Below are 22,094 nucleotides of genomic sequence, written 5' to 3'. Positions count from 1 at the left end.
AAGTCCTCCTTGTCCGCCTGTCATTATAGGATGCTTATGCATTTGCGCCGCCTGTTATGCCAATTCGCTCACCGGGTAATTTTCCTTAGCATTAGTGCGACAGCCAGGTTCAGCCGCACATAAAAATCGGATAAATCACAATCCAGTAATTTCTCAATCCGTTTCAATTTATAATTGATGGTGTTGCGGTGCACAAAAAGAGTGCCGGCCACGGGATGTACGCGTCCGCTATGCCGCAAATATAAATCGAGCACTTGGACGAAGTCACTGTTATTCAACTTGTCATATTCGATCAGAGGCCCGATGGTTTCTTGAATATAGGCTTCGCTTATCTCCTTGCGATCAAGTTCCAGCAGCACCTTATAGGCACCGATTTCGCTGTAGTTCGTAATGAAGCGGCCTTCGGCAGTATCCCCGCTGATTTGAAGAATGCGGCACGCCTGCGTATAGCTTTTGACCAGCTCCGACAGACGACTCACTTGATTCCCGATGGCTATGCGGAACATATCGTTCTCATATTTAGCGTTCATAAAGGCCAGCAGCTTCTCCGAGAAATCATTGATTCTTTCCATAGGGACATCCATGAAAAATAGGACAAATGATGTATCGACATCAGCCACAATCACTTTTGCCTGGAAGGATTCTAAGCGGTACTCGATTTTTCTTTTTCTATCTACACGTATCTCTTCCGACACCTTCCGGTCTCCGGCATCGACTATCGCCACATGAAATTTGCCGGGCTCACGAAATCCGTGTTCTTCAAACACCGGAACATAGAGTCTTGTTTGATCGGGTGAGTAGATCGCGTTCTGCACGGCACTCGCCAGCTCGACCTCATGCTTCTCGGACTCTAAAATATAAGAACAGAAAACCTTGATAATACGGGCCATCTTGACCTGCCAGGGAACTACGAATAAGGGAAAATGCACTTCATTGCAGTAATCCAGCATTTCGGGAGTCACTTCTTTGATATAAGGACCGATATTGACGACCATCCCGCTTGCACGGTTGCGTACATTCTCTTTGATTAAAGCAAGCAGATCCTCCGGTGTCTGTATGCCGATTCCGGTTGTAAATACGATTTCTTGCCCATCCAGAAAGGAGGAGATCTCCTTGTTTTCGACCATATGCACCCACTTGACGGCATTGCTTAAGCCGTTTTCCCCAGCAACCAGCTTGATCGAATACTGTCCGACTACGCTATGGTAAAGTTTGCTCAACAGAATGGAAATAGCCGTTCACTCCTTGGTGATCATTTCTCTTAAGTCCATCCACAACTCGGATCGTTTATGAATAGGATAGGCTTACATACGGTTATTTGACAAGGAGAGACACACCGGAAATGAATAACAGGACATAGGTAACCAGCAGGAAATGGTTCTGATTGATTCTGTGATGCAGGCGGTTGCCGAGCGCAATCCCGAGCGCCAGGGGAACCAGCGCGATCCCGATCAGCGGAATCGTGTCGCTGTTCACGTGTCCGAGCCTCGCCTGGTTCAGGAACAAGAAGAAATCAAGCACGGCCCAGACGGCGGCGAGCGTGGCACGGAATTCCGACTTGTCTCTAAGTACCATGACGGCATAAATGACCAGCAGCGATCCCCCCGACAGGAACATTCCGTGAATTACACCTGCGCCCAGAATAGTCAGAATCAGCAGCAGACCGGGAAGCGTAACGTTTTTCTTGATGAACATCTTCTTGAGGGCAATGGCGATGATGAGAACCGCATAAATTTTAAGCAGGAAAGCAGATGGCAGCGTATCGTAAATCACGACGCCGCCGATCATTCCCAGGAACATATATCCGGTTATCTTTCTAAATTCTTTCCCGTTAATATGTTTGCGGTGCCTGAAGGCGATCCATGAGCAGCAGATGAGCGCCATGACATTCAGGACCGTCTTGGCCTCATCAACCCCGATCAGAAGCACGGATGCCGGCATGGCGAGTAAAGTGCCCGCAAAACCTGTCATGGATTCCACGGTATTGCCGATTAATACGACAAGCAAGAACAGAAACTCCTGCAAAGTAATGGACATCTTCGAACCTCCAAAAAGACAGCCCCATCCAGTTAATACCAGATGGAGCCACTACTGAACTAATCGCTTGCGTTTATTTCACGTCCCCTTACTTCACGTTCACAGCCGATTGCGGATTGACCGGATGCTCTTGCTTCTTCAGCTTCTCGATTCCAAAGCCGGTAAAGGCGTAAATCATCGCGAACACGACGCATAAATAACATGGGATAGCCCAGATCCAGAAGCTCCCCGGGCCGACTCCCAGAACTTCCAGGTAGAATATTCCGGATACGCCCCAAGGAACAAATGGCAGCAGCATCGTACCCGAATCTTCCAGAGTTCTGGAGAGATTCTTGGGATGCAGTCCCATTTTGGCATAAGCGTCCTTCAGTAACGTTCCCATCATAATAATGGAAATTGAGGCTACGCCTGCTGTAAACACGATGGCGGCACTTCCCAGAATCGTAACACCGATCAGATGCCATACCTTGGATACTTTGCTGTAAAAGGCATCCAGGATCACATCCAGGCAGCCTGCCACTTCAACAATGCCAGCGAAAGCATAGCCGCAAATAATCGTTACCGCGATGGTCGTCATCGAGAAAATACCGCCCCGGTTAATCAGCTTCGTTACCGTGTCGGAAATGGCGGACGGGTCGAATCCCGCGGCATGCACCATGGAGACGTTAAACCCGTTGATCATCGACTGGAATCCGTCTACAAAACCGAATCCGTTGGACAGCATACCAACCACAACGGCTGCGGCCGAAGACAGCAGCATCACAGGCACGGTTGGTTTTTTGTAATAAGCGCCCCAGAATATCACGGCAAAAGGCAGCAGCATAAATACATTCCATTGATAAATCGAATCCAGATCGGCCAGCAGCGCCTGGATGTTGGCATCGTTCACGGTCCCGGCCTCCCTGTTGAGACCGACAATGACATACACAACCATCGCGATCACTGACGCCGGAATCGTCGTATACAGCATATGTTTGATATGGTCGAACAAGTTGACGCCGGTTATCATAGGAGCCAGATTGGTCGTATCGGAGAGAGGGGACAGTTTATCCCCGAACACTCCGCCCGCAATAATCGCGCCGGCTGCCATAGGCAGCGGAACCCCCAATTCGGCAGCGATACCCATTAGCGCGACCCCCGCCGTTGCGGTAGAACCCCATGCCGTACCTGTAGCCGTCGATACGATAGCCACAATGACGAAAGCAGTCACAAGGAAAAAGCTCGGGTTAATAATTTTGAGCCCGTAATAAATCATCATCGGAACCGTCCCGGAGTAGACCCATGTACCGATAACAATACCAACCGCAAACAAAATGAAAATGGCGGGCATGCAGTTACCTAACCGGACAGATATCCCTTTCTCCATTTCGTCCCATGTCAATCCTACCCGTTTGCCGATAAAAGCGGCGTATACGGCCGATAAGATCAGTAACGGCTGAATTCCTATTTTAAAATAACCAAATCCTACCCCGACAGCGACCGCCATAAACACCAGACAGGATACCGATTCCAGTAATGTCGGCTTACGTTTCACAGACAGGCCTCCCTTCATCCAGCTGCCCCCTCACCCATGCATGATAGACAGGCTCGGTTTTTCCGGCTGCCTTCGGCTGATTAAACGCTTTCAATTAACTTCCTGACCGTAAAGCCTTCAAAACCCAGCTTTTGCAGGTTCAGACCATCCCGGTAAAAGTCCGTATCCAGCAAGGAACCGCCCAGTACGATAACGGCATCGATATTTGGAGTCGGCACACCGGACGCTTTACCCAGATCGGACCATAAGACTAATCCGTTCGAAATATCTTCCGTAAAGTAACGGGACCTCACGCTATGCGGTCCTTTAATTTGCGTGAACACTTCGCTCGTATTAAAAAGTGTCTGCAGGTCCTCTTCCTCGCTGCGGAAATATCCCCTCCGGGCCCTGCTTTGCACCGCATCTTCCAGCTGAAATTCGAATGCTTGTCCGATCGCCATACGTTCGCGCTCAATGGCCCTAAGCACTTTAACGGTATGCTCCGTGATTCCTTCCCGGTAAAGCCAGAACTCTCCTTCGGAATAATCAATTCTTCCGGCATTCAGCAAGCTTGGTCCCGGGTGAACCTCCGGGTTCCCGTTTTCCAGTGTGGTGTGCCAAATGTTGTCCGCCAATACAAAGCAATTATAAATTTGTGAGCAGACTTCTAACAATTCTTTACTGTTCTCGTGCGGATACGCGGCAAAAAACAGTTTCTTTACCCGAAGAGACAGCTCCACCCTTGCTTCCTCGGGAAAAGCCCTCGTGCCGTATGTCAACGAATTAGTCTCGGCTATTTTGAATTCCTTCTGAATCCCCAGCTCTCTGGCTTTATTGACGAAACGTACGCAGCCCATAGCCGCCGCTCCATTCAGCAGAATCACCTGCTCTTCCGATACCAGAGGAGCCAGCTGCCCGGCAAACAGTTCTATGGCAAATCCCGGAACCGTCAGCATGACAATCTGTGCGCCCCGGATCGCCTCTTCCAGATCCGTCGTGACGACGTCTACCTCATAGAATGCTTCACCCTTTGTATCCTGCAGGAGGATGCCTCCTCGCCTACGGATGCCTTCCAAGTTGCCGCCAAACTCCGGCATTTCAAATAAAGCGATTTCAAAACCCTTTGCCTTTAAGTCCGCGGCAGCAGTGATACCGCCGTTTCCGGCGCCTAGAATGGCGACTCTGGTTACATTCATGATGTGATAACCTCCCTTTGCTCTTCCTAATTAGTTATCTCACAGTCTGAAAGCGATTTCTACGTTCGTCTATTCAAAAAAAATTGTGCTGGAGCACAAATCACAGGATTGGCTGCGCTTCCGCTCCCCCGAAGAAAAGTTCATCTCTGCTGCCGAGCCAACGCAAAAAAGTTCCCCGCCGCGACAAAGCGGAAGGGAACTTTGGGTGTACATCTGCAGCATTAAGCTTGCGGCATCGGAGTGTCGGTCGGTTTGCCTGCACCGGTTTTGTAAGCTTCGTCAATCGCTTTACGAATTTCAAGCGTGCTCTTCCCCTGCTTCTTCATAGCTACGGATTTAAGGGCGATTTCCAGACAGATACCGCAGCGGGTTCCGTGATCATCCCATACGATGGAGCCGTCGGAGCCGGTTTCACGGATAAAGCAGTTCTGATTGCTCTTATGTCCGGCACTTTCGCCGCATCCGCAGTAGCATGGCATCCATTCCAGCAGCTCTTTGTTCTCACCCGCTAATTGGTAAATCGTGCGGATTTCCTCTTTTTGACTTGCCAGGAAAGCCGGCAGCACTTTCACCGAAGCGGTCTTTTCTTGAAGGTCGCCGTTAGGCGCGTGCTCCGTAGTGTGCTCCGTCTTCTTAGACTCGCCGCCGCAAGCGGTCAGGACAAGGCTTGCGAGCATAATGAGCAGCAAAGTCCAACTCATGTTTCTTTTCATATGTTTCACTCTCCATAAGCCTGCTTGTTCGCGCAAAAGACAGGACGATCCTAGCCAGGGGCTGATCCATCCGGCTAAGCCGCATGCAGCCTCTGAGCTGCATGCTTGTCCAGTCCCTCGGACTACTTAAGGCGGCGTATATTGTCATGGGTGGACCCATGTTTAGTACTCTTGCCCATCTAATGCAGTTGCGTAACTCGAGGCCTCACTTGCCCGGCTATTCCTCCGGTACCGTCCCGCGTCCAGCAGTTTCGGCTGAGGTTGCCGGCAATGAAGCTACTTTGCCGTAAGTCCCGCCGCCTCCCACACGAAGCTCTAAAGTACCGCTTCGCGCAGCAGCGATCATGCCCGCTATCTCTGCGCCCACAATTTCGGCAAGCGCTTCTTGGGAAGTCTCATGAAGAATCGCCATCTCCGAACCGAACCGGTCCAGCAGCGCAGTCATTTTACGCGGCCCCAGACCCGGTATAAATTCCAGCGGCACCTGGTACAAATAAGGAGGCCGATAGTCCGGGATGTAAGAATCGGAGCGGTCGGAAAGCTCCATAATGCGGTCCATTACACCCCGCACAATTTTGGGGCTGCCGCAATACAGACACCGCCCTACTGCCGCTTCGCTTTCATCCAGGATGCTCTCGCAGCTAGGGCAGTAAGTGCGGTGGTATTTGCCCAGACGCGGATTCAGGCCGTAATTGGCCGCAACCCCGCGCCCGTCCTTGCGCCTGAGCGCCAGTACAAGCTCATCGAATGTCGGCTCTTCCATGAGAAGCTTGTTATACTCCCGGCCGATTTTGCCAAGAGAATGAGCGTCGGAGTTGGTCACGAACGTATACCGGTCCAGTTCCGACAGCAAACCCGCCATTTCGGAATCCGAGCTCAGGCCGAGCTCTACACCGGCAATGGCCTCCAGATCAAGCATATGCTCCATGCGGGATGAACCGCTTCCGTACATGCTTTTGTGAGGCGTAAAGATATGCGCGGGAATCAGGATTCCCCCTCTGCTCACGACTTCCGCCTGCAGTTCACGCGCCGTTACATACATACGCTGGGAGCTCAACTCCACATTCTTCATGCGCGGCCGCATCCACTCCGTGAATGCTTTCATATCCTGAAGCGAGCGCAAGAAGGCGAGCAGATGAACCGGCCCCGTTCCCGGGTCTCTTACCTCAATCTCGCTGCCCAGCAGGATCGTGGTGCCGCCATACCGGATTCCGCCTCCCGGGAGCTCCACCATTTCACCATTTGCGAGATACTGGTCGATTTCGTCCTGAACGGCTGGTGAATGACAGTCGATAATTCCGACAATATCCAGTCCTTTGCGGTCCGACGCTTCGCGGGCGATGTTGTAGAACGTCAGATTGCGGGCACCGCTGATTTTGACGGCTGCGCCCTTCTCCGTACGGCCGATATGAATATGTAAACCGCGTAGTACGTCCGCACGTTAGAAGGAACCTGTCAGCTTATAGGATTGCCAGGCATAAACGGCCGTGATGGTTTTAGCGTCACTGATTCTGCCCTGTGCAATCAGTTCCTTAGCTTCTTCCAGTGTAATAGCCGTACATTCAAGGAATTCATCCTCATCCGGACGCGCTTCACCAGCCGTTAAGCCTTGGGCTGCGAACAAGTGCAGGATCTCATCGGCAAATCCCGGCGATGTATAGAATGAACACACAGGCTGCAGCGACTTACTGCGATAGCCGGTTTCTTCTTCCAGCTCACGCAGAGCAGCGGTCATGGGCTCTTCGCCCGGATCCAGCTTGCCTGCCGGGATTTCCACCTGGCTTTTCCCCAGCGGTTTGCGGTACTGCTCGACCACAATCATCCGGTCGTCTCCGGTTATGGCGAGCACTCCTACCGCTCCGGGATGTTTAACGATTTCCCGGGTCGCCATCTCCCCGTTGGGCAGACGGACATGATCCACCTGCAGGGAGATCACTTTTCCTTGAAATATAGGCTCGGTACGGACCGTTACTTCTTCAAATTTCTGATCGGCTGATTGATTAGACATAACAATCCCTCCTGTGCTGTTTCTTATCCATTATCGTAAACTCACGTGTTCTATTATAGCAAATTCTTGTGTAAAATCAGCTAAACTCTGTGTCAGAGTATGGAAAATACAAAAGAGAACCCGCCTCGGCTCTCTTTTGATCCTTTTGGAATGATTGAAATAACTTGTGGAGGAATTGGAATACCTTGTCCCGCCGGCGCATAAGCTTTTCATAAATCAGGAACAGAAAGAGGGCGTATCCGATGAAAAATTATTCCGGTGCACAAGGTCTGCGTTTAAGCGGTAAAGGTTGGGAAATCAAAGCTTATTTACAGCAAATGCTGCGCCGGCAGGAGGACAAGATCTCTCTCTCCGACTATCTCACCAAACGTTATGGCCCCTGCCGTGATTGAGGGAAGTCCGGAAAGCCTGGAGGGATTCCGAAAGTGCTTCTGCCAGACCTGTTAACCGAATCAGTCAGACCACCTGAGCGGATGGCATCGGCGGAGCTCTCGGAATTGATGCTGCCTGAATGCGTGACAGGCTCCGGAGCCCGGTCTTGGCCGCCGCCTTGTATTAGCGCTTGCAGCTGAGCCTGCACCCGCCGCCGCTCTTCCGCAGTGATGAGCATGTAAGACACACCGTTAATGCTCGAAGGAGCCGCTTCCATCGGAATCGTGTCCACTTGACTCCCAGTTAATGTCGAGAAAGCTCCCGCAAACTGCAAAAGCCTCCGGATCGGAATATCCGTCCGTACATTATCCCCCATAATTTTAAGGAAACGATTGATTTTAGCTACATTCCGGTAATTCACGGTTTGCGTGAGCAGCTCTTTGACGACCTGCTGCTGCCTTCTCATCCGCGCCAAATCACCATCCGCATCTCCGCGGTATCTCGCATAGTTTAATGTCTGCTCCCCGTTCAGCGTTTGGCGGCCTTTTTTGAGATACACATGCTTGTGTGTAATCCGGTCGTCAAAATCCATATCTTTCTCCACATCTACGGACAAGCCTCCGAGCGCATCCACAAACTTCTGGACTCCATTGAAATTAAAAGCTACGTAATGATCGACGGGGGTGGCCAGAAAGTCCTCCACCGTCTTTACGGCCAACCCGGCTCCCCCGTAGGCATAAGCGTGAGCCAGTTTTTCTTTGCCATGCCCTTGAATAGGCAAGTACGTATCCCGCGGAATAGAGAGCAGGGAGATTTGCTGCGTCTGTGCATTGGCCACCGCCAGCATGTTGCTGTCCGATCTGCCCTTCTCTACATTGCCTGAATCAACGCCAAGCAGAAGAAAGGAGTAGGTCGTTTTATTAAGAGGCTCCTGGACAGGAACCGGGCTGACCGGCTCTACAGGCCGCTCCCCCGTTTGATTGTGCTCCTGGTATACCTGATTCCAGCTCGAGTAAGCATTCCATACATAATAGCCCCCGAATAAAAGCAGGGCGGCAAGCGGAATCAGCAGCCATTTTAAACGAGATCGTTTCTTTCCGGTTGTCATCCTCACCCTCCTCCCTCTGCAGTCTTCATTTCAGTCTCCATAGTATGCGGTAGGCGTTCTCAAAAAAATGACCCGATCGCCTAGCATCTTCTGTGAACTGCGGGATTCTCTGCATAGGCCAGACGCTTGGAATGGTTGGAAGTAAACAAAAAAGCCCCCTTGCACTCTTATCGAATGCCGGGGACTTCTCTGGTCGGTTAAAAATTTCTGCTACTCATGCACATTAAAGAAAGGAAGTACTCACTTCGCCTGCTCCGTTACTTCCCGGATAATCGCAACAACCGCTTCAGCTGTCTTCACAAGATCGGAGACCGCAATATTCTCCTGCGTCGTGTGGATCTCCTTGTAACCTACGGCCAGGTTCACTGTCGGAATGCCCATTCCGTTAAAAATGTTAGCGTCACTGCCGCCGCCGGAATGGAAGGTGCTCGTCTTGCAGCCGATACCTTCCAGTGCTTTTATCGCCAGCTGGACAACAGGCGCGTTATCCTCGTACATGAACGCCGGGTAAGCGATGTCCGATTCGAAATCGCATGTGGTTCCGTAGTCCGCGGCCGTGCTGAGGCATGCTTCTTTCATGGCTTCAAGCTGAGCAACAAGTTTCTCCTGCACGATGCTCCGCGCTTCGGCTTCGAGAACCACCCGGTCACAGACCACGTTAAGAGGTCCGATACCGGAGAAGCTGCCGATATTAGCCGTTGTCTCCGAGTCAATCCGGCCCAATTTCATACGTGCAATGGCTTTGCTTGCTACCTGGATGGCGGAAATGCCATCTTCAGGATTTACGCCCGCATGAGCCGACTTGCCGTACATCACAATTTTGATTTCAGCGCGGGCGGGAGCTGCGACTGCGATTCCGCCGATTTCACCATTGGAGTCCAGCGCATAGCCGAATTCGGCTTTCATGACAGACGGGTCCATGGCACGGGCACCTTTCAGCCCGGATTCTTCACCTACGGTGATGACGAACTGGACAGGACCGTGTGGAATACTGTGTTCCTTCAGGACACGGATCGCTTCGAACATAGCCGCGATCCCCGCTTTGTCATCGCTTCCCAGAATCGTGGTGCCGTCACTGCGGATGATTCCGTCTTCCCCGATCTGAGGTTTGATACCGTTGCCGGGCGCTACTGTATCCATATGACTGGTGAAGAAAATACACGGAGTCTTATCCGGGGCGCCACTGGATGCCTCCAGCATACAGATCAGATTGCCTGCGCCGTGACCCGTCTTCGCGGCAGCGTCATCCATAACTACGGAAAGCCCGAGTGCTTCAAACTTGCTCTGAAGCACCCGGCTGATTTCCTGTTCATGCTGCGTTACACTATCCACCTGAACGAGCTCAATAAATTCCTGAATTAACCTTTCTTGCTGGATCATATCTTTCCTCCTATGTTGCGATGGTTTACAATAGTCTTATAAGTTGTCCGAATAGGAGTGATTAATTATGAAACGAAACCGCTGGTTCAAAATCGTCGTGTACATTATGCTGTTCAGCATGGTGTTGTCCACTCTGATGATGTCCCTCAGCTACCTGGTGACATTCTAAACGACCGTCAGTACAGCTTCGTGTCCAAGTCGTAACCTTCCATATTCTCCTTCACGCGCTGCAGGAACCTGCCGCAGATGACTCCGTCAAGAATACGATGGTCCAGAGACAAGCAGATGTTAACCATCGACCGGACCGCGATCATGTCCTGAATAACGACAGGTTTCTTCACAATCGATTCGAAGGTAAGGATTGCCGCTTGAGGGTAATTAATGATTGGCTTGGACAAGATGGAACCGAATGAACCGGTATTATTCACCGTAAAAGTGCCCCCCTGCAGGTCGTCAAGCGACAGCCTTCCGGTGCGGGCCTTTTTACTGAGCATATCCGCTTCACGGGCAAGCCCGGCAATATTCATCTGGTCGGCTTTCTTAATCACGGGCGTTAGAACGGATTCTTCCGTCCCCACCGCAAGCGCCAGATTAATATCGCGCTTAATGATGATTTTATCAACCGCCCATACGGAATTCATGATCGGATAATCCTTGATCGCGTTCACGACGGCTTTAAGCAGAAACGGCAGGTAAGTCAGATTAATGCCTTCACGCTTCATAAAATCATCTTTGGATTTACTGCGCAGCGTAACCAGATTAGTCACGTCGACTTCGATCATCGTCCAGGCATGCGGGATTTCGGACACGCTCTGACGCATACGGCTTGCGATCGTATTGCGGATCGGGGTAACGTCGATATACGTATCGCCGCGGCCATCCGTACTGCGCTCTTCCATCTCGCCAAGCGGCGTAGCCGGATGCTGGGACAGATGGATTCCGCTGCTTCGTACCGGGAATTGGGCAGCCTTGTATGCGTCACTAACCCCTTGAAGATATCCCGCCGGGATTCCGGCAGCGTCACCAGGTGCCTGTGGAGGCACCTGAGCCTGTTGCTGGCCGCTATAAGCCTGCACCGGCGCAGATGTGTAAGCCGGTGCGGAAGCAGCTTGGCCGGCACCCGCCGCTTCTCCCCGCGCTATAAGCATCTCTACGTCTTTGCGCGTGATACGTCCTCCCATGCCCGTGCCTGTGACACGGCCCAGGTCAAGATTATGCTCGGCCGCAAGACGCAGCACCGCCGGGGAGTAGCGTCCCCTCATAGGATCATTGCCGCCGCTTCCTCCAGCCGAACTGCTGTGCGGCGGCTGTGCGCCAGTTCCTGACGGGCGGGCTGTGAAGCCGCCTTGCACGCCGCTCCGCTTATGAACTCCCGCTCTTTCAGCCGGGCTGTTAGTTCCGGGAGCTGCCGGTGCCGCCGCAGATCCCGCTGAGGATTCCGGCAGCTCAATCAGGCAGATCGGATCGCCCACTGCGGCAGTTTCGCCGTTGCCGACCAGAATTTTGATAAGTCTGCCTTCGATCGGACTCGGCATTTCCACGTTTACTTTATCCGTATACAGCTCGCAAAGCACATCGTACTGCTGGATATAATCGCCGGGCTGTTTGAGCCAGGTTCCCACCGTTGCGGAGACTAAGCTCTCCGCAAGATGGGGAACCGGCACTTCGGCCAGACGGCTGTTGATTTCGCTCATATCGCGTTCCCCCATTAAAACTGCGCGAGTTCTCTCATCGCGTCCGCTAATTTATCCGTGTTGAGAAGGAAAAACTTCTCCATCGGCGGGTTCATGCCGACAGCCGGAACATCCGGCCCGCACAACCGGCGTATCGGCGCATCGAGGTCATACAGAAGTTCTTCTGCGATGATCGCCGCTACTTCGGCTCCGATACCGCCCGTTTTGTTGTCTTCATGCACAATCAGCACTTTACCTGTCTTGGCTGCGGCCTCCAGAATCGCTTCATTATCCAGCGGCTGAAGAGTGCGCAGATCCAGCACATGGGCGCTGATACCCTCGGCGGCCAGCTCCTCGGCAGCTTGCAGCGCATACTGAACCGCGATGCCGTAAGCAATGACCGTTATGTCGTCGCCTTCCCGCTTCACATCCGCTTTGCCGATCGGCACAATGAAATCGCCGTCCGGTACTTCAGCGGATAGAGAGAGATAGGCTTTTTTATGTTCAAAATAAAGGACCGGATCCGGATCCCGTATCGCTGCAATCAGCAGCCCTTTGGCATCATAAGGATTAGACGGGGCTACCATCTTAAGTCCAGGCGTTCCGAAGAACACGGATTCCGGACACTGGGAATGGTAAAGTCCGCCGCCGCCAGCCGCGCCGTAAGGGGCACGGATGACAATGGGACAAGTCCAGTCGTTATTGGAACGATAACGGATTCTCGCCGCTTCACTGATAATCTGGTTCGTTGCCGGAAAAATAAAATCCGCGAATTGGATTTCCGCAATCGGCTTCATTCCGTACATAGCGGCGCCGATAGCCGTACCCACGATAGCCGATTCCGCCAGCGGAGTATCCAGGACCCGGCTTTCGCCGTACAGATCACGCAAGCCTTTGGTCGTGTTAAGCACGCCGCCCTTGCCTATATCTTCCCCGAGCACGAAGACGTTCTCGTCCCGCTGCATTTCGTCCTGCATCGCGGAGCGAATTGCTTCCAAATAAGTAATTACAGCCACATTTGCTGCCTCCCCATCCGTATTCCCGTTTACGCCTCCGCGTAAACGTGCTTCAGCGTATCTTCACCAGCCGGATAAGGAGCCGCATCCGCATAAGCGGTCGCATCATTGATTTCCTGCTGAATAGCGGCCAGCAGCTCGCGGTCCTTCTCCTCATCCCAGATCTCACAATCCATCAAATACTGGCGGAATTTCGGCAGTCCGTCCTTCGCACGGTTCTCCTCTACCTCTTCCTTGGTCCGGTAGAGCAGATCATTATCCGACGTGGAATGCGGCGAGACGCGGTACATGTCCGCTTCAATGAGCGTAGGTCCTTCTCCGCGCATTGCACGCTCGCGGGCTTCTTTGACGACCCGGTACACTTCAAGCGGATCATTGCCGTCTACCTTGATGCCCGGGAAACCGTAGCCGAGCGCACGGTCCGCGATATTGCCTGCCACCTGCTTATGATGGGGTACCGATATGGCATATCTGTTGTTCTCGCACATAAGGATAACCGGCAGCTTGTGTACGCCTGCAAAGTTGCATCCTTCATGGAAATCCCCCTGATTGCTGGAGCCTTCTCCGAAGGTAACGAACGAAACCAGCGGGTCTCCCTTCATCTTGGCAGCCAGAGCAATACCGACGGCGTGAGGCACCTGCGTCGTAACCGGGCTGGAGCCCGTTACGATCCGCAGCTTACGGTGACCGAAGTGGCCCGGCATTTGTCTGCCTCCGCTGTTCGGATCTTCTGCTTTCGTAAATACGGAAAGCATCAGTTCCTTCATCGTCATGCCGGCCGCCAGCACAAACGCGTAATCTCTGTAATACGGAAGGAAATAATCCTTCTCCATGTCTAATGCAAATGCTGCTCCAGCCTGTGCGGCTTCCTGGCCAATCCCTGATACGTGAAAAGCAATCTTGCCCGAACGCTGAAGAACCAGAGAACGATCGTCAAATTTGCGGGCACGCTGCATAGCTGTATACATTTCAATGACTTTCTCATCGGATAGTCCTAATTGGTGGTGTTTCGTGTATTGACCGATGGACATTGGGGCTGCGCCTCCTTTTTGTTACCTGGTCTTAATACTAGCCTCTATAACTTTATTATAGACTTAAATGAAACCCAATTCAACGAGCATTTGGTTCGGCAGTCCTATTTTACCGGCCGTCTAAATATGAATTGCCCGTCCCTCCGCCGCAAGAACCGCTTCTGCAAAAGCTTCAGATAGTGTCGGGTGGGGGTGAATCGTATTCGCAATCTCCCAGGGTGAAGCTTCCAGCAACTGAGCCAGAGAAGCTTCGGCTATGTAGTCTGTCACATGAGGCCCGATCATATGGACACCCAGCAGATCGTTCTTCTCCGTATCGATTATAACCTTGACGAAGCCCTCGTTCTCTCCTTGAACCATGGCCTTGCCGAGCGGTTTGAAGCCGAATTTGCCTGTCCGGATCTCATATCCGCGTTCTCTGGCCTGCGCTTCGGTCCAGCCGACGGAGGCAATCTCGGTGCGCGTATAGACGCAGCGGGGAATTCTGTGCGGCTCGTGAATGAACGGTTTGTGCCCGCAAATATGCTCAACCGCTACGACCCCCTCATGGCTCGCGGCATGTGCAAGCTGCAATCCGCCGATCACATCGCCGATCGCATAGATATGCGGCACTTTCGTCTGCATATACTCATTGACGCTTATAAAGCCGCCTGCCAGCAGCACATCGGTATTCTCGAGACCGAATCCTTCGACATTCGGAGACCGGCCCACGGAGACGAGCAGCTTGTCGGCGGCCAGTTCCAGCCGCTCCCCATTCTGCTCTGCCGCAAACTTAACCGTTCCTGCTTCCTTCTGCAGTGTATCCGTTTGTATTTGAGCGTCCGTTACAATAGTCATGCCCCTCTTGCGGAACAGACGCTGCAGCTCGCGCGAGACTTCCTCATCCTCGCCAGGAAGCAGGCGCGGCCCCGCCTCCACGATCGTTACGTTGACGCCGAAATCGTTCATCATTGAGGCCCATTCGACTCCGATCACCCCGCCGCCCACGATGATCAGTGACTCAGGCAGGGTCTCCAGCTGAAGCGCATCGTCGCTGCTGAGAATATACTCCCCATCCGTCTCCAGACCCGGCAGCGTACGCGGCCTCGAACCTGTCGCGATGATGAGATGACCCGGTACGAGCGTCTCGAACGATCCGTCTTCCATTTCGACCGAAACCGTACCGCTTCTTGAAGCAAAAATCGACGGTGCCATAATCCGGCCGATGCCGCTGTACACATCGATTTGATTCTTGTTCATTAAATATTGAACACCCTTATGGATTTGGCTGACAATGCCCTCCTTGCGGGCCTGTACCCGTTCAAAATCCAGCTTAACCTCCGGCACGATGACTCCAAAATCTTTTGCCCCTCTGGTTACCGCAAGCACCTCTGCGCTTCGAAGCAGCGCCTTGCTCGGAATACATCCCCTATGCAGGCAAGTACCGCCCAGCTTGTCCTTCTCCACAACAGCCACTTTCTTCCCCAGCTGAGCCGCCCGTATGGCCGCTACATAACCTCCTGTACCGCCTCCCAGAATGACGATATCGTAAACTTGTCCGCTCATATTGTCTTGCCTCCTATTCATATAAGCAGCACCTGTTTTTCCTTCACCCTCAAGTGGCGTAACAAGAAAAACCGGCAGCTGTTTTCTCAAAGATTCCATGCCAAGCCTTTGTAATCCTATATGTATCTTCCTAATGCGGTCTATGTTCTCATTCTACAAATATTATTCAGTTAAAGCCAGATTAGAAGAATAAGATCCCCCGCAACTATAATTTCATTGTAACTTTTATTCCTCACCGAAACATAGTTTATACACAAAATAGACAGAAGCCCGAAGAGGCGGTATGATTAGCATAATGGCGTCTTCGCCACTTATTTTCCCGCTATTCTACAGCGTAAAAAGGAGCCGCATCATGAAAGATAAACTCGGCCGTTTTGTCGCCATACTTCTCCTGGTTGTCCCGGGTTTAATGGCCACATACGGTTTTCTGGCTATGAAAGACGCATTCTTCTATCAATTTGAACCGGACGGCTATCTTCCTTGGGGCAAAATGGTTTTCGGTTTTATTTTATTCGGGCTCGGTATTGCCTTTATTGGCGGCTGGACTTTTTTCAGGGATCGCAAACGCAATTACGTCGCCCCGCGTTTTAAGCCCAAGCGCAGAAAATAAACGGCTCTTATCTCATAACTAGGATAAAATACGTACAAATTCGTGCACAAACAAACAGCTCCGCTGCAAAGATGGATACTCATCCTCACAGTTCGGAGCTGTTTTGCTGTTGTTTTGCTGCGTAGTGCTTTGCAAAGATACTGTCCTTAATGGACGGGACCTTGGAGTGCCTGCTCTACACGGGTAGCGCCCTGCGACATGACATGGCCTCCGCCGATTGCAGCAGCGACAGCTACCGTCTCCATAATCTCATCTGCCGTTGCTCCCTTGCTAAGCGCTTCCTGGACATGATAGAACGTACACACTTCATTATTTGCAAAAAGACCCATTCCGAGAGCGATCAGCTGCTTCGTGCTTGCTGGCAGAGCCCCGTCCTTGAAGCATTCCCCGGTGAACTGATGATAGGCCTCCGCAACATCCGGAAGCTGCTTTTTCAAAAGTGCGATGCCCTCTTTATAAGCATCCACCTTACCGTCCCAAGCCGGAGTTCCCGCTTCGTTTTCAACCATTATCCTTCACCCCATCCGTGATGACATTCACTGCTCCTGTAGAATACCCCGCTAACTTCAGGCCCATTCGGAATAAATAACAACGGAATCAGAATCAGCCAATCACTGAAAGCATAGGAATCCACCGTTAATCCATGTCTTCCTCTCGTTCGATCCCTTCCGTAATCTCCCATGAAATACCGATCGTCCGGTCCGCCCAGCTCCGGATATTGATTTCAATCGCTTGTCTCAGCTGATCCTCGTCCAGATGTTCGACCTTGCGGTCATCGATTTCGATCACGGCCTCTTGGACAAGTTCTCCACCTGCGGTGAGATCAATTTTCACTTTCATTTCCATCCTCCTTTTATATGTAATCAACTACTCCAAAAGAAATTCTTATCCATTCCGAATCCGGTGTCTATAAATAAGCGCTTCTTATCCTTATCCGACAGCTCTGTTGTCAATCTGACAGTGTACGGCGTATAATAGACGGGTATTCAAAACGCTAGGAAATCCAAACTAACTGAACGCTGTTGGTGAGGATAGGAAAAGGAGGCCACTTTATATGGCAGCGAGCAAGGCAAGTAAACAGCGGGCCAAACGAGTCCGTGAAGGAAAGTTAGATCCGGCAGTTAAACGCAGAGGTTGGTCGGACGTGCAGCCTTTAACCCGAGTGACGCCTACTCTAGAAGAAAAACGGCGGAGACAAGAACACAAACACAAACGGAACGCGTTCCCCTATGTTGAGGACGGTTCCGTTTGTTATTTTCCGCTGAGTTCCTGAGGAATGTGCAGGTAAGGTGTCAGGAGCTTCTGTTCATTCAAATAAGCCGTTATTGCCTGTTTCTCTTCGGATTTAAAGGTGTACTTGCACTGAAAACCGTTATAAAGAAGCAACATGTCCGTAACCAGACCGTCCTCTGCCGCATAAAGGTCGATTACATAGTACGAATCGGGCTCATCTTCAAAGTGAATGCCTACCGTTACATTTAAGTAAGCCTCGCTCGGATGGACTTCATGATAATCAATAATCATCTGGCTTCCAACCTTCCTATTGAATACAACGTGATAATTTTATTATAATATAAAAATCCACTGCCTGTCTTTGTCCGAAGATGCAGGAGTGACTAAGGAGGAAGAAACATGGCATATGATCCGCAGGTTGTTGAAGCAACCAAAGTAAGTGATAATCCCAAGAACGGCTTGTTCGAAGTCGTCGTTATTCTGAAGGACCGTACACACGGCCGTATTTTCTTCGAACGCAACTTGCAAACCGGTGAAATCAAAGCTTCGAGAATCAGCCGTTTGCTCAAAGAACCCTGCCCAATTTGCCGCAAAGATTTCCTTTGCAACTGTCTGGACCGTTATCTGGACAAGATTTCCGGACAAGCTCTGGAGAAAATCGAAAAGTAAACCAGATCGTCTCGGCCGGGCATCCGCCCCGCTAGTCGAAGGGTTGTTAAAAAAGCCTATGTTTCCGGGAACTTCCCGGACCATAGGCTTTTTGTCTTCCTTGATCCGCATCCGCTTAGGAGGACAGACGCTTCACCAGGAAGAGCGCAATAAAGACCAGAAGAAAAATGAACAAGGCCATGTAATCCGACTTTTGCATCTTAAGCGTAAAGCTTCGGGTTCTTGCTTCACCGGTCCGGCTGTAGCCTCTTAACTCTAAAGCGGTCGAGAATTCATCGGCCATGCGGATAAGGGAGACCACAAAAGGGATCGCCATGATTCGAAACTCCCCCAATCCGATCCCCTCTTTCCTGCTCCGGCCCTGGCCTCTTGCTCTGGCTATGCGGCCAAACCGGACCCACTGCGCCTGGATTAGAGGAATAAAACGGAACATAAGAGAGGCCGTTAAGGCAACCGCTTCTACAGGCAGTTTAAACCGGGTGAGAAAGTGCAGCCCTTGCTCCACTCCTCTTTTCATCCGTAAATACCCGATTAACTGCGGGAATAGCACTCCCAGAATAAGCACCAGCATAATCCCAAGCAGCCCGCGGACCGCTTCCAGGGCAGCGGCCGGGTTGAAACTCACCCACCTGCTCCCGCCCGAGCCCAGCGGCAGAGAGATACCGGCTATGACGCCGGATATGAGCATGAAGATGAGAAAGGCCCGCAGCGGCCTCCAAATGACCGCTGCAGGTACCCGGGACAGCAGCACAGCCACTGCCGTTACTATAGCGGCCGCGGCGAGTCCCGCCGGCGTTCTCTGCATCAGGATACCGGCAGAAAGCAGGATATAGCCGATCCAGAACGTTCGGGGATCGAGAATATGACCGATCCGGACCGGTGCTGAGCCCGAATCCTTATGAGAGCCGGACGGGTTCAAATCGCAGCTTCCCATAGGCTTCGCATCTGCAGCTCCGGCAGACATCCCTGTTTGGAGGTAGCTGGAGGCATACGTTTCTTGCTCATGCCCGGAGCCCTGCAGGAAGCCGGGAGCTACGCCGGGAACTTGGGCCGCAAGCGGCATAGCCGTCAACTCCTCAGGTGCTGCCGGAGAATCGTCTGACGGTTGCTTGTCAGGCAAGCTGCACGTATTCGGTGCGCCCAGCACGTGCGCGGCTGGCGCCGCTGGCTCCTTCGGCTCTTGAAGTGCAGGCTTCACTCCTGCCGGCTGCCCGGAAACAGGGCCGCTGGCTGTCACACTGCGCGCATGGGCTGCGGCGTGCCCGGCTGTCGCTGACTCGGCAGGCTCGTTCGGTACGGGCTTGTTTCCGGACACGGCAGCTTCCGGCAGAATTGGCGCGCCACCCGTGGTCGCGTTAATCCCCTGCCCGCTCCCCGCCGCCGATGCCCGCAGCGCATCAGCAATTGCCCGCGCCATCTGCGCAGGCGCGGGAAACCCCGGCGGCACCGCTGCTCCTTGCCGCCGCAGCCAGCTGCCGAGCGCCAGCGCCTCCGGCAGCTGCAGCCCGCCGTCCCGCAGAAGCTCGGGACGCCGGGCCAGCTCGTCACGGGTGCAGTCGTGCACGACACGTCCCCGTGACAGCATCACGATGCGGTCCGCCACAGGCAGGAACGCATCCAGATCATGCGTCGCGATGAGCGCGCCGCCGCCGGTCCGGTGCGTCCACTCCCGCACCGTCCTGACGAGCACGGCAGCCGCCTCGTGATCGAGGCCTGCCGTCGGCTCGTCCAGCAGCAGCCACTCTGGGGCTGCCGCGAAGACAGCGGCCAGCGCCACCCTGCGCTTCGTGCCGCCGCTGAGCTCGTGCGGGCTTTGGCCCAGGAGATCGGGGCCGAGGCCCATCTGCTGCAGCGCCTCGCGGATGCGCCTGTCCGCTTGGCCCGCAGACAGGCGCTGCGGCTTCAGCGTGTAGTCAAACTCACGCTGAACCGTCGCCGCGAACAGCTGCTCCTCCGGCTGCTGGAACACCATGGCGAGCTTTCGACGGATGTCCCTGCTGGCAGAACTATGCTGCCACAGAGATTCCCCGCCCACCCATACACTGCCCTGATCCGGTACGGATAATCCCCCCGCCACATCGAGCAGGGTAGACTTTCCCGATCCGCTTCGGCCCAGAATAAGCGTAATGCCGCCTCTATCCGCAGCAAAAGAAATCCCATCTAAAATTTCAAGTCTAAAATCAGAGGCAGCCTCCCCTTGTTTAGACACATTTTCAACTTTGAGGCCCATATTCTTTCATAACCTCCATCCATTCTTCCAAAGAAACAGGGCGGAGACCCGACATGCGCGGCTCCAGTTTCTGAAGCTCCCTCATCACTTGTACGGAATAAGGAGGCTGATAACCTAACTTTTCACACGGCGTAACATCCATTCCATTTTGTTGCGAATAAAAGAAATCCTGAGCAGAACCTTCAAATACAATCTCCGCTTGATCCAAGGCAATCACACGGTCAGCCAGAGCTAACTCATCCATCCACTGGGTTATCCAGACGACGGTCGTTCCTCTTCTATGTAAATAATCCAAAGCTTCCGTCACGGCTTGTCTGGAACTTGCGTCGAGCATAGACGTTACTTCGTCCAGTATGAGCACGGACGCACCCACTGCCAATGCTCCGGCAACAGCAACAAGCTGTTTTTGACCGCCGGACAATTGTTCGCACATGTCGTCCATCCGATTTTCCATCCCTACGAGTGAGAGTACGTTTCTTGCAATGTCCGGCATTTCTTCCGGGTCTGCCGCAATATTTTCAAGTCCGAAGCAAATATCTTCATACACCGTCTCACCGATCAGCTGAGTGTCCGGGTTCTGAAGCACCATACGCATGCGTTCTCCGGACGTCCATCCGGGCTCGACCGTTCCTCCCGTTACAGGAATCAATCCAGCGATGGCTTTGGCTAACGTGCTTTTACCGCTTCCGTTGGGGCCGACCAGAACGAGCCACTCTCCCTGATTCAGCTCCAAACGGATTTTATTCAAGACAATCTTGTCCTTACTGTTCTCATCTGTCATTACCGGGTCTGCCGTCCAGATAACAGATATGTTATTCATGCGGTAGGGACCTGCCTGCTTCATTACTGTTCCAGCCCCTTCTCTCTATCTTCGAATCTATCAAAAAAAAACAATTCCCAATGAGTTACTCCTGTGCTACAATGCAAATTGTTATTGTCAACCGAATACATAATATTAAGTTAACAAAAGAATGGAGAAGATGCAATTGAAACGTTCCCCACTAACAGTCCGCGGCATTACGTTCAGCGCCATGTTTGCCGCTCTTCTTGTCGCCCTAAGCTTCGTTAACATCCATGTCGGATTTTCTCCCGTTCCGATCACGATGTCCAACTTTGCGATTATGCTTGCCGGCGCCCTTTTAGGCGCACGTTATGGATTTTTCAGCATTGCCTTAGTCGTCGGGTTAACTGCTGCCGGACTCCCGCTTCTGCACGGCAGGGGCGGACTGGACCTTATTCTCGGGCCTACGGGCGGCTTTATCTGGGCCTACCCGTTAGCTGCGCTGTTCATCGGCTGGATGATTCCGCGTATCAAAGGAAAAGGAGTTCCCGCATTTATTTTTACTTTTGGCGTGCTGATGTTATTCGGCTCCTTGCTGCTTTATGTTACGGGCGTACCATGGATGATGCATGTCGTGCCTAATATGACGTTTGCCAAAGCCATGGCGGTCGGCTGTTATCCCTTCCTGATCGGAGATGCACTCAAAGCGGTGATCGCGACCCTAATTATCGTACCGGTCCGTCACATGTATCCCGCCTCCCGGCTAGTCGGAGGTCAAACGAAAGCTTGGGCTGCCCGTTAAAGCTCATTTACGACCTATGCTTAACCTACCCCACCTGATTCCAATGCTTATCATCTCAAAAAGCCGCGCCTTCATATAGGACTGACCCCTGTTTGTGAGACAGGGATCAAAACACCTTTCAAGTTATGCAGCCAGTCGTCGGAATTCAAGCGGCGACTGGTTATTTAGTTTCGTTTG

At 52.4% G+C, this 22,094-nt stretch carries 24 protein-coding genes; 6 read left to right on the top strand and 18 right to left on the bottom strand.

Translation table 11 applies throughout. The features are described from left to right. Window positions 1–68 precede the first annotated feature (68 nt). The 6 genes from AR333_RS10535 to AR333_RS10510 all read right to left on the bottom strand — a co-directional run bounded on the left by AR333_RS10535 (window position 69) and on the right by AR333_RS10510 (window position 6,693). On the bottom strand, window positions 69–1,220 hold the full coding sequence (locus AR333_RS10535; protein WP_068775331.1) for a PucR family transcriptional regulator: 1,152 nt from the start codon (window positions 1,218–1,220) through the stop codon (window positions 69–71). Window positions 1,221–1,314: 94 nt separating this feature from the next. Further along, entirely contained in the window at window positions 1,315–2,037 is a 723-nt protein-coding gene (locus AR333_RS10530) for a sulfite exporter TauE/SafE family protein (protein WP_216638972.1), read from the bottom strand. An 88-nt stretch (window positions 2,038–2,125) separates the two neighbouring features. Further along, window positions 2,126–3,571 (bottom strand): Na+/H+ antiporter NhaC, encoded by a 1,446-nt coding sequence (gene nhaC, locus AR333_RS10525; protein WP_068776063.1) that lies wholly within the window; start codon window positions 3,569–3,571, stop codon window positions 2,126–2,128. 80 nt (window positions 3,572–3,651) lie between these two features. Then, window positions 3,652–4,746 carry an NAD/NADP octopine/nopaline dehydrogenase family protein gene (locus tag AR333_RS10520; protein WP_068775330.1) on the bottom strand — a complete coding sequence of 365 codons (1,095 nt, stop codon included), beginning with the start codon at window positions 4,744–4,746 and terminating at the stop codon, window positions 3,652–3,654. A gap of 221 nt (window positions 4,747–4,967) precedes the next feature. Continuing rightward, window positions 4,968–5,459 (bottom strand): PCYCGC motif-containing (lipo)protein, encoded by a 492-nt coding sequence (locus tag AR333_RS10515; protein ID WP_068775329.1) that lies wholly within the window; start codon window positions 5,457–5,459, stop codon window positions 4,968–4,970. 217 nt (window positions 5,460–5,676) lie between these two features. Further along, window positions 5,677–6,693: an endonuclease Q family protein gene (locus AR333_RS10510; RefSeq protein ID WP_253735804.1), complete on the bottom strand. Its 1,017-nt coding sequence runs from the start codon at window positions 6,691–6,693 to the stop codon at window positions 5,677–5,679. Between the two features lie 48 nt (window positions 6,694–6,741). Between AR333_RS10510 and AR333_RS25375 the strand changes: the two genes are divergently transcribed. After that, the gene (locus AR333_RS25375) at window positions 6,742–6,879 is read left to right on the top strand and encodes a hypothetical protein (protein WP_253735803.1); all 138 of its coding nucleotides are present in this window, start codon (window positions 6,742–6,744) and stop codon (window positions 6,877–6,879) included. Between the two features lie 21 nt (window positions 6,880–6,900). On the opposite strand, the gene AR333_RS10505 is transcribed toward AR333_RS25375, so the two are convergent. Then, window positions 6,901–7,467: an NUDIX hydrolase gene (locus AR333_RS10505; protein ID WP_068775327.1), complete on the bottom strand. Its 567-nt coding sequence runs from the start codon at window positions 7,465–7,467 to the stop codon at window positions 6,901–6,903. A 242-nt stretch (window positions 7,468–7,709) separates the two neighbouring features. On the opposite strand from AR333_RS10505, the gene mciZ reads away from it, so the two are divergent. Next, the gene (gene mciZ / locus AR333_RS24265; protein WP_084783601.1) at window positions 7,710–7,859 is read left to right on the top strand and encodes a Z-ring formation inhibitor MciZ; all 150 of its coding nucleotides are present in this window, start codon (window positions 7,710–7,712) and stop codon (window positions 7,857–7,859) included. Here mciZ and AR333_RS10500 read toward each other — a convergent pair. Both AR333_RS10500 and AR333_RS10495 read right to left on the bottom strand, forming a co-directional pair. Further along, window positions 7,838–8,947, bottom strand: coding sequence for an LCP family protein (locus tag AR333_RS10500; RefSeq protein ID WP_084783599.1), 1,110 nt, complete (start codon window positions 8,945–8,947; stop codon window positions 7,838–7,840). The genes mciZ and AR333_RS10500 overlap by 22 nt on opposite strands. A 240-nt stretch (window positions 8,948–9,187) precedes the next feature. Beyond that, complete coding sequence (locus AR333_RS10495) at window positions 9,188–10,327, bottom strand: M20/M25/M40 family metallo-hydrolase (RefSeq protein ID WP_068775326.1); 1,140 nt, start codon at window positions 10,325–10,327, stop codon at window positions 9,188–9,190. Between the two features lie 67 nt (window positions 10,328–10,394). On the opposite strand from AR333_RS10495, the gene prli42 reads away from it, so the two are divergent. Next, window positions 10,395–10,496, top strand: coding sequence for a stressosome-associated protein Prli42 (gene prli42, locus AR333_RS24605; RefSeq protein ID WP_156430882.1), 102 nt, complete (start codon window positions 10,395–10,397; stop codon window positions 10,494–10,496). 7 nt (window positions 10,497–10,503) lie between these two features. Here prli42 and AR333_RS10490 read toward each other — a convergent pair whose 3' ends face one another. The 4 genes from AR333_RS10490 to lpdA all read right to left on the bottom strand — a co-directional run bounded on the left by AR333_RS10490 (window position 10,504) and on the right by lpdA (window position 15,592). After that, window positions 10,504–12,021 (bottom strand): dihydrolipoamide acetyltransferase family protein, encoded by a 1,518-nt coding sequence (locus AR333_RS10490; protein WP_068775325.1) that lies wholly within the window; start codon window positions 12,019–12,021, stop codon window positions 10,504–10,506. 14 nt (window positions 12,022–12,035) lie between these two features. Beyond that, complete coding sequence (locus AR333_RS10485) at window positions 12,036–13,016, bottom strand: alpha-ketoacid dehydrogenase subunit beta (RefSeq protein ID WP_068775324.1); 981 nt, start codon at window positions 13,014–13,016, stop codon at window positions 12,036–12,038. A gap of 29 nt (window positions 13,017–13,045) precedes the next feature. Beyond that, a complete protein-coding gene (locus AR333_RS10480) occupies window positions 13,046–14,047 on the bottom strand; it encodes a thiamine pyrophosphate-dependent dehydrogenase E1 component subunit alpha (protein ID WP_068775323.1) in 1,002 nt (333 codons plus the stop codon). Between the two features lie 120 nt (window positions 14,048–14,167). After that, a complete protein-coding gene (gene lpdA / locus AR333_RS10475) occupies window positions 14,168–15,592 on the bottom strand; it encodes a dihydrolipoyl dehydrogenase (protein ID WP_068775322.1) in 1,425 nt (474 codons plus the stop codon). A 352-nt stretch (window positions 15,593–15,944) separates the two neighbouring features. Here lpdA and AR333_RS10470 point away from each other — a divergent pair, with 352 nt between their 5' ends. Next, entirely contained in the window at window positions 15,945–16,202 is a 258-nt protein-coding gene (locus tag AR333_RS10470) for a DUF2627 domain-containing protein (RefSeq protein ID WP_068775321.1), read from the top strand. Window positions 16,203–16,348: 146 nt separating this feature from the next. On the opposite strand, the gene AR333_RS10465 is transcribed toward AR333_RS10470, so the two are convergent. The 3 genes from AR333_RS10465 to AR333_RS10450 all read right to left on the bottom strand — a co-directional run bounded on the left by AR333_RS10465 (window position 16,349) and on the right by AR333_RS10450 (window position 17,726). Continuing rightward, window positions 16,349–16,711: a carboxymuconolactone decarboxylase family protein gene (locus tag AR333_RS10465; protein WP_068775320.1), complete on the bottom strand. Its 363-nt coding sequence runs from the start codon at window positions 16,709–16,711 to the stop codon at window positions 16,349–16,351. 127 nt (window positions 16,712–16,838) lie between these two features. Continuing rightward, entirely contained in the window at window positions 16,839–17,042 is a 204-nt protein-coding gene (locus tag AR333_RS10460; protein ID WP_068775319.1) for a hypothetical protein, read from the bottom strand. Between the two features lie 411 nt (window positions 17,043–17,453). After that, entirely contained in the window at window positions 17,454–17,726 is a 273-nt protein-coding gene (locus AR333_RS10450; RefSeq protein WP_068775317.1) for a hypothetical protein, read from the bottom strand. A gap of 108 nt (window positions 17,727–17,834) precedes the next feature. Between AR333_RS10450 and AR333_RS10445 the strand changes: the two genes are divergently transcribed. Further along, a complete protein-coding gene (locus tag AR333_RS10445) occupies window positions 17,835–18,104 on the top strand; it encodes a hypothetical protein (RefSeq protein WP_068775316.1) in 270 nt (89 codons plus the stop codon). Window positions 18,105–18,219: 115 nt separating this feature from the next. Here the strand turns inward: AR333_RS10445 and AR333_RS10440 are convergent, their stop codons facing one another. Together AR333_RS10440 and AR333_RS10435 are read right to left on the bottom strand one after the other, a co-directional pair. Beyond that, complete coding sequence (locus AR333_RS10440; protein WP_068775315.1) at window positions 18,220–20,334, bottom strand: ATP-binding cassette domain-containing protein; 2,115 nt, start codon at window positions 20,332–20,334, stop codon at window positions 18,220–18,222. After that, window positions 20,318–21,154: an ATP-binding cassette domain-containing protein gene (locus tag AR333_RS10435; protein WP_253735802.1), complete on the bottom strand. Its 837-nt coding sequence runs from the start codon at window positions 21,152–21,154 to the stop codon at window positions 20,318–20,320. The genes AR333_RS10440 and AR333_RS10435 overlap by 17 nt, the downstream gene beginning before the upstream one ends. A 160-nt stretch (window positions 21,155–21,314) precedes the next feature. Here AR333_RS10435 and AR333_RS10430 point away from each other — a divergent pair, with 160 nt between their 5' ends. Continuing rightward, the gene (locus tag AR333_RS10430; protein ID WP_068775313.1) at window positions 21,315–21,917 is read left to right on the top strand and encodes a biotin transporter BioY; all 603 of its coding nucleotides are present in this window, start codon (window positions 21,315–21,317) and stop codon (window positions 21,915–21,917) included. Window positions 21,918–22,094: the final 177 nt, after the last annotated feature.

It is taken from the genome of Paenibacillus sp. FJAT-26967, from assembly GCF_001541095.1.
Classification (GTDB): Bacteria; Bacillota; Bacilli; order Paenibacillales; family NBRC-103111; genus Paenibacillus_F.
The sequence above is the reverse complement of the archived record's forward strand: the minus strand, read 5'-3'. Positions and strand labels throughout refer to the sequence as shown.

Coding starts and splice junctions, on each gene's coding strand:
- AR333_RS10530 (WP_216638972.1), bottom strand. CDS start 2,037: ATGTCCATTACTTTGCAGGAGTTTCTGTTCTTGCTTGTCGTATTAATC.
- AR333_RS10520 (WP_068775330.1), bottom strand. CDS start 4,746: ATGAATGTAACCAGAGTCGCCATTCTAGGCGCCGGAAACGGCGGTATC.
- AR333_RS10515 (WP_068775329.1), bottom strand. CDS start 5,459: ATGAAAAGAAACATGAGTTGGACTTTGCTGCTCATTATGCTCGCAAGC.
- AR333_RS10510 (WP_253735804.1), bottom strand. CDS start 6,693: ATGGTGGAGCTCCCGGGAGGCGGAATCCGGTATGGCGGCACCACGATC.
- AR333_RS25375 (WP_253735803.1), top strand. CDS start 6,742: ATGACAGTCGATAATTCCGACAATATCCAGTCCTTTGCGGTCCGACGC.
- AR333_RS10505 (WP_068775327.1), bottom strand. CDS start 7,467: ATGTCTAATCAATCAGCCGATCAGAAATTTGAAGAAGTAACGGTCCGT.
- mciZ (WP_084783601.1), top strand. CDS start 7,710: ATGAAAAATTATTCCGGTGCACAAGGTCTGCGTTTAAGCGGTAAAGGT.
- AR333_RS10500 (WP_084783599.1), bottom strand. CDS start 8,947: ATGACAACCGGAAAGAAACGATCTCGTTTAAAATGGCTGCTGATTCCG.
- AR333_RS10495 (WP_068775326.1), bottom strand. CDS start 10,327: ATGATCCAGCAAGAAAGGTTAATTCAGGAATTTATTGAGCTCGTTCAG.
- prli42 (WP_156430882.1), top strand. CDS start 10,395: ATGAAACGAAACCGCTGGTTCAAAATCGTCGTGTACATTATGCTGTTC.
- AR333_RS10490 (WP_068775325.1), bottom strand. CDS start 12,021: ATGAGCGAAATCAACAGCCGTCTGGCCGAAGTGCCGGTTCCCCATCTT.
- AR333_RS10480 (WP_068775323.1), bottom strand. CDS start 14,047: ATGTCCATCGGTCAATACACGAAACACCACCAATTAGGACTATCCGAT.
- lpdA (WP_068775322.1), bottom strand. CDS start 15,592: ATGAGCGGACAAGTTTACGATATCGTCATTCTGGGAGGCGGTACAGGA.
- AR333_RS10470 (WP_068775321.1), top strand. CDS start 15,945: ATGAAAGATAAACTCGGCCGTTTTGTCGCCATACTTCTCCTGGTTGTC.
- AR333_RS10465 (WP_068775320.1), bottom strand. CDS start 16,711: ATGGTTGAAAACGAAGCGGGAACTCCGGCTTGGGACGGTAAGGTGGAT.
- AR333_RS10460 (WP_068775319.1), bottom strand. CDS start 17,042: ATGAAAGTGAAAATTGATCTCACCGCAGGTGGAGAACTTGTCCAAGAG.
- AR333_RS10450 (WP_068775317.1), bottom strand. CDS start 17,726: ATGATTATTGATTATCATGAAGTCCATCCGAGCGAGGCTTACTTAAAT.
- AR333_RS10445 (WP_068775316.1), top strand. CDS start 17,835: ATGGCATATGATCCGCAGGTTGTTGAAGCAACCAAAGTAAGTGATAAT.
- AR333_RS10440 (WP_068775315.1), bottom strand. CDS start 20,334: ATGGGCCTCAAAGTTGAAAATGTGTCTAAACAAGGGGAGGCTGCCTCT.
- AR333_RS10435 (WP_253735802.1), bottom strand. CDS start 21,154: ATGAATAACATATCTGTTATCTGGACGGCAGACCCGGTAATGACAGAT.
- AR333_RS10430 (WP_068775313.1), top strand. CDS start 21,315: ATGCAATTGAAACGTTCCCCACTAACAGTCCGCGGCATTACGTTCAGC.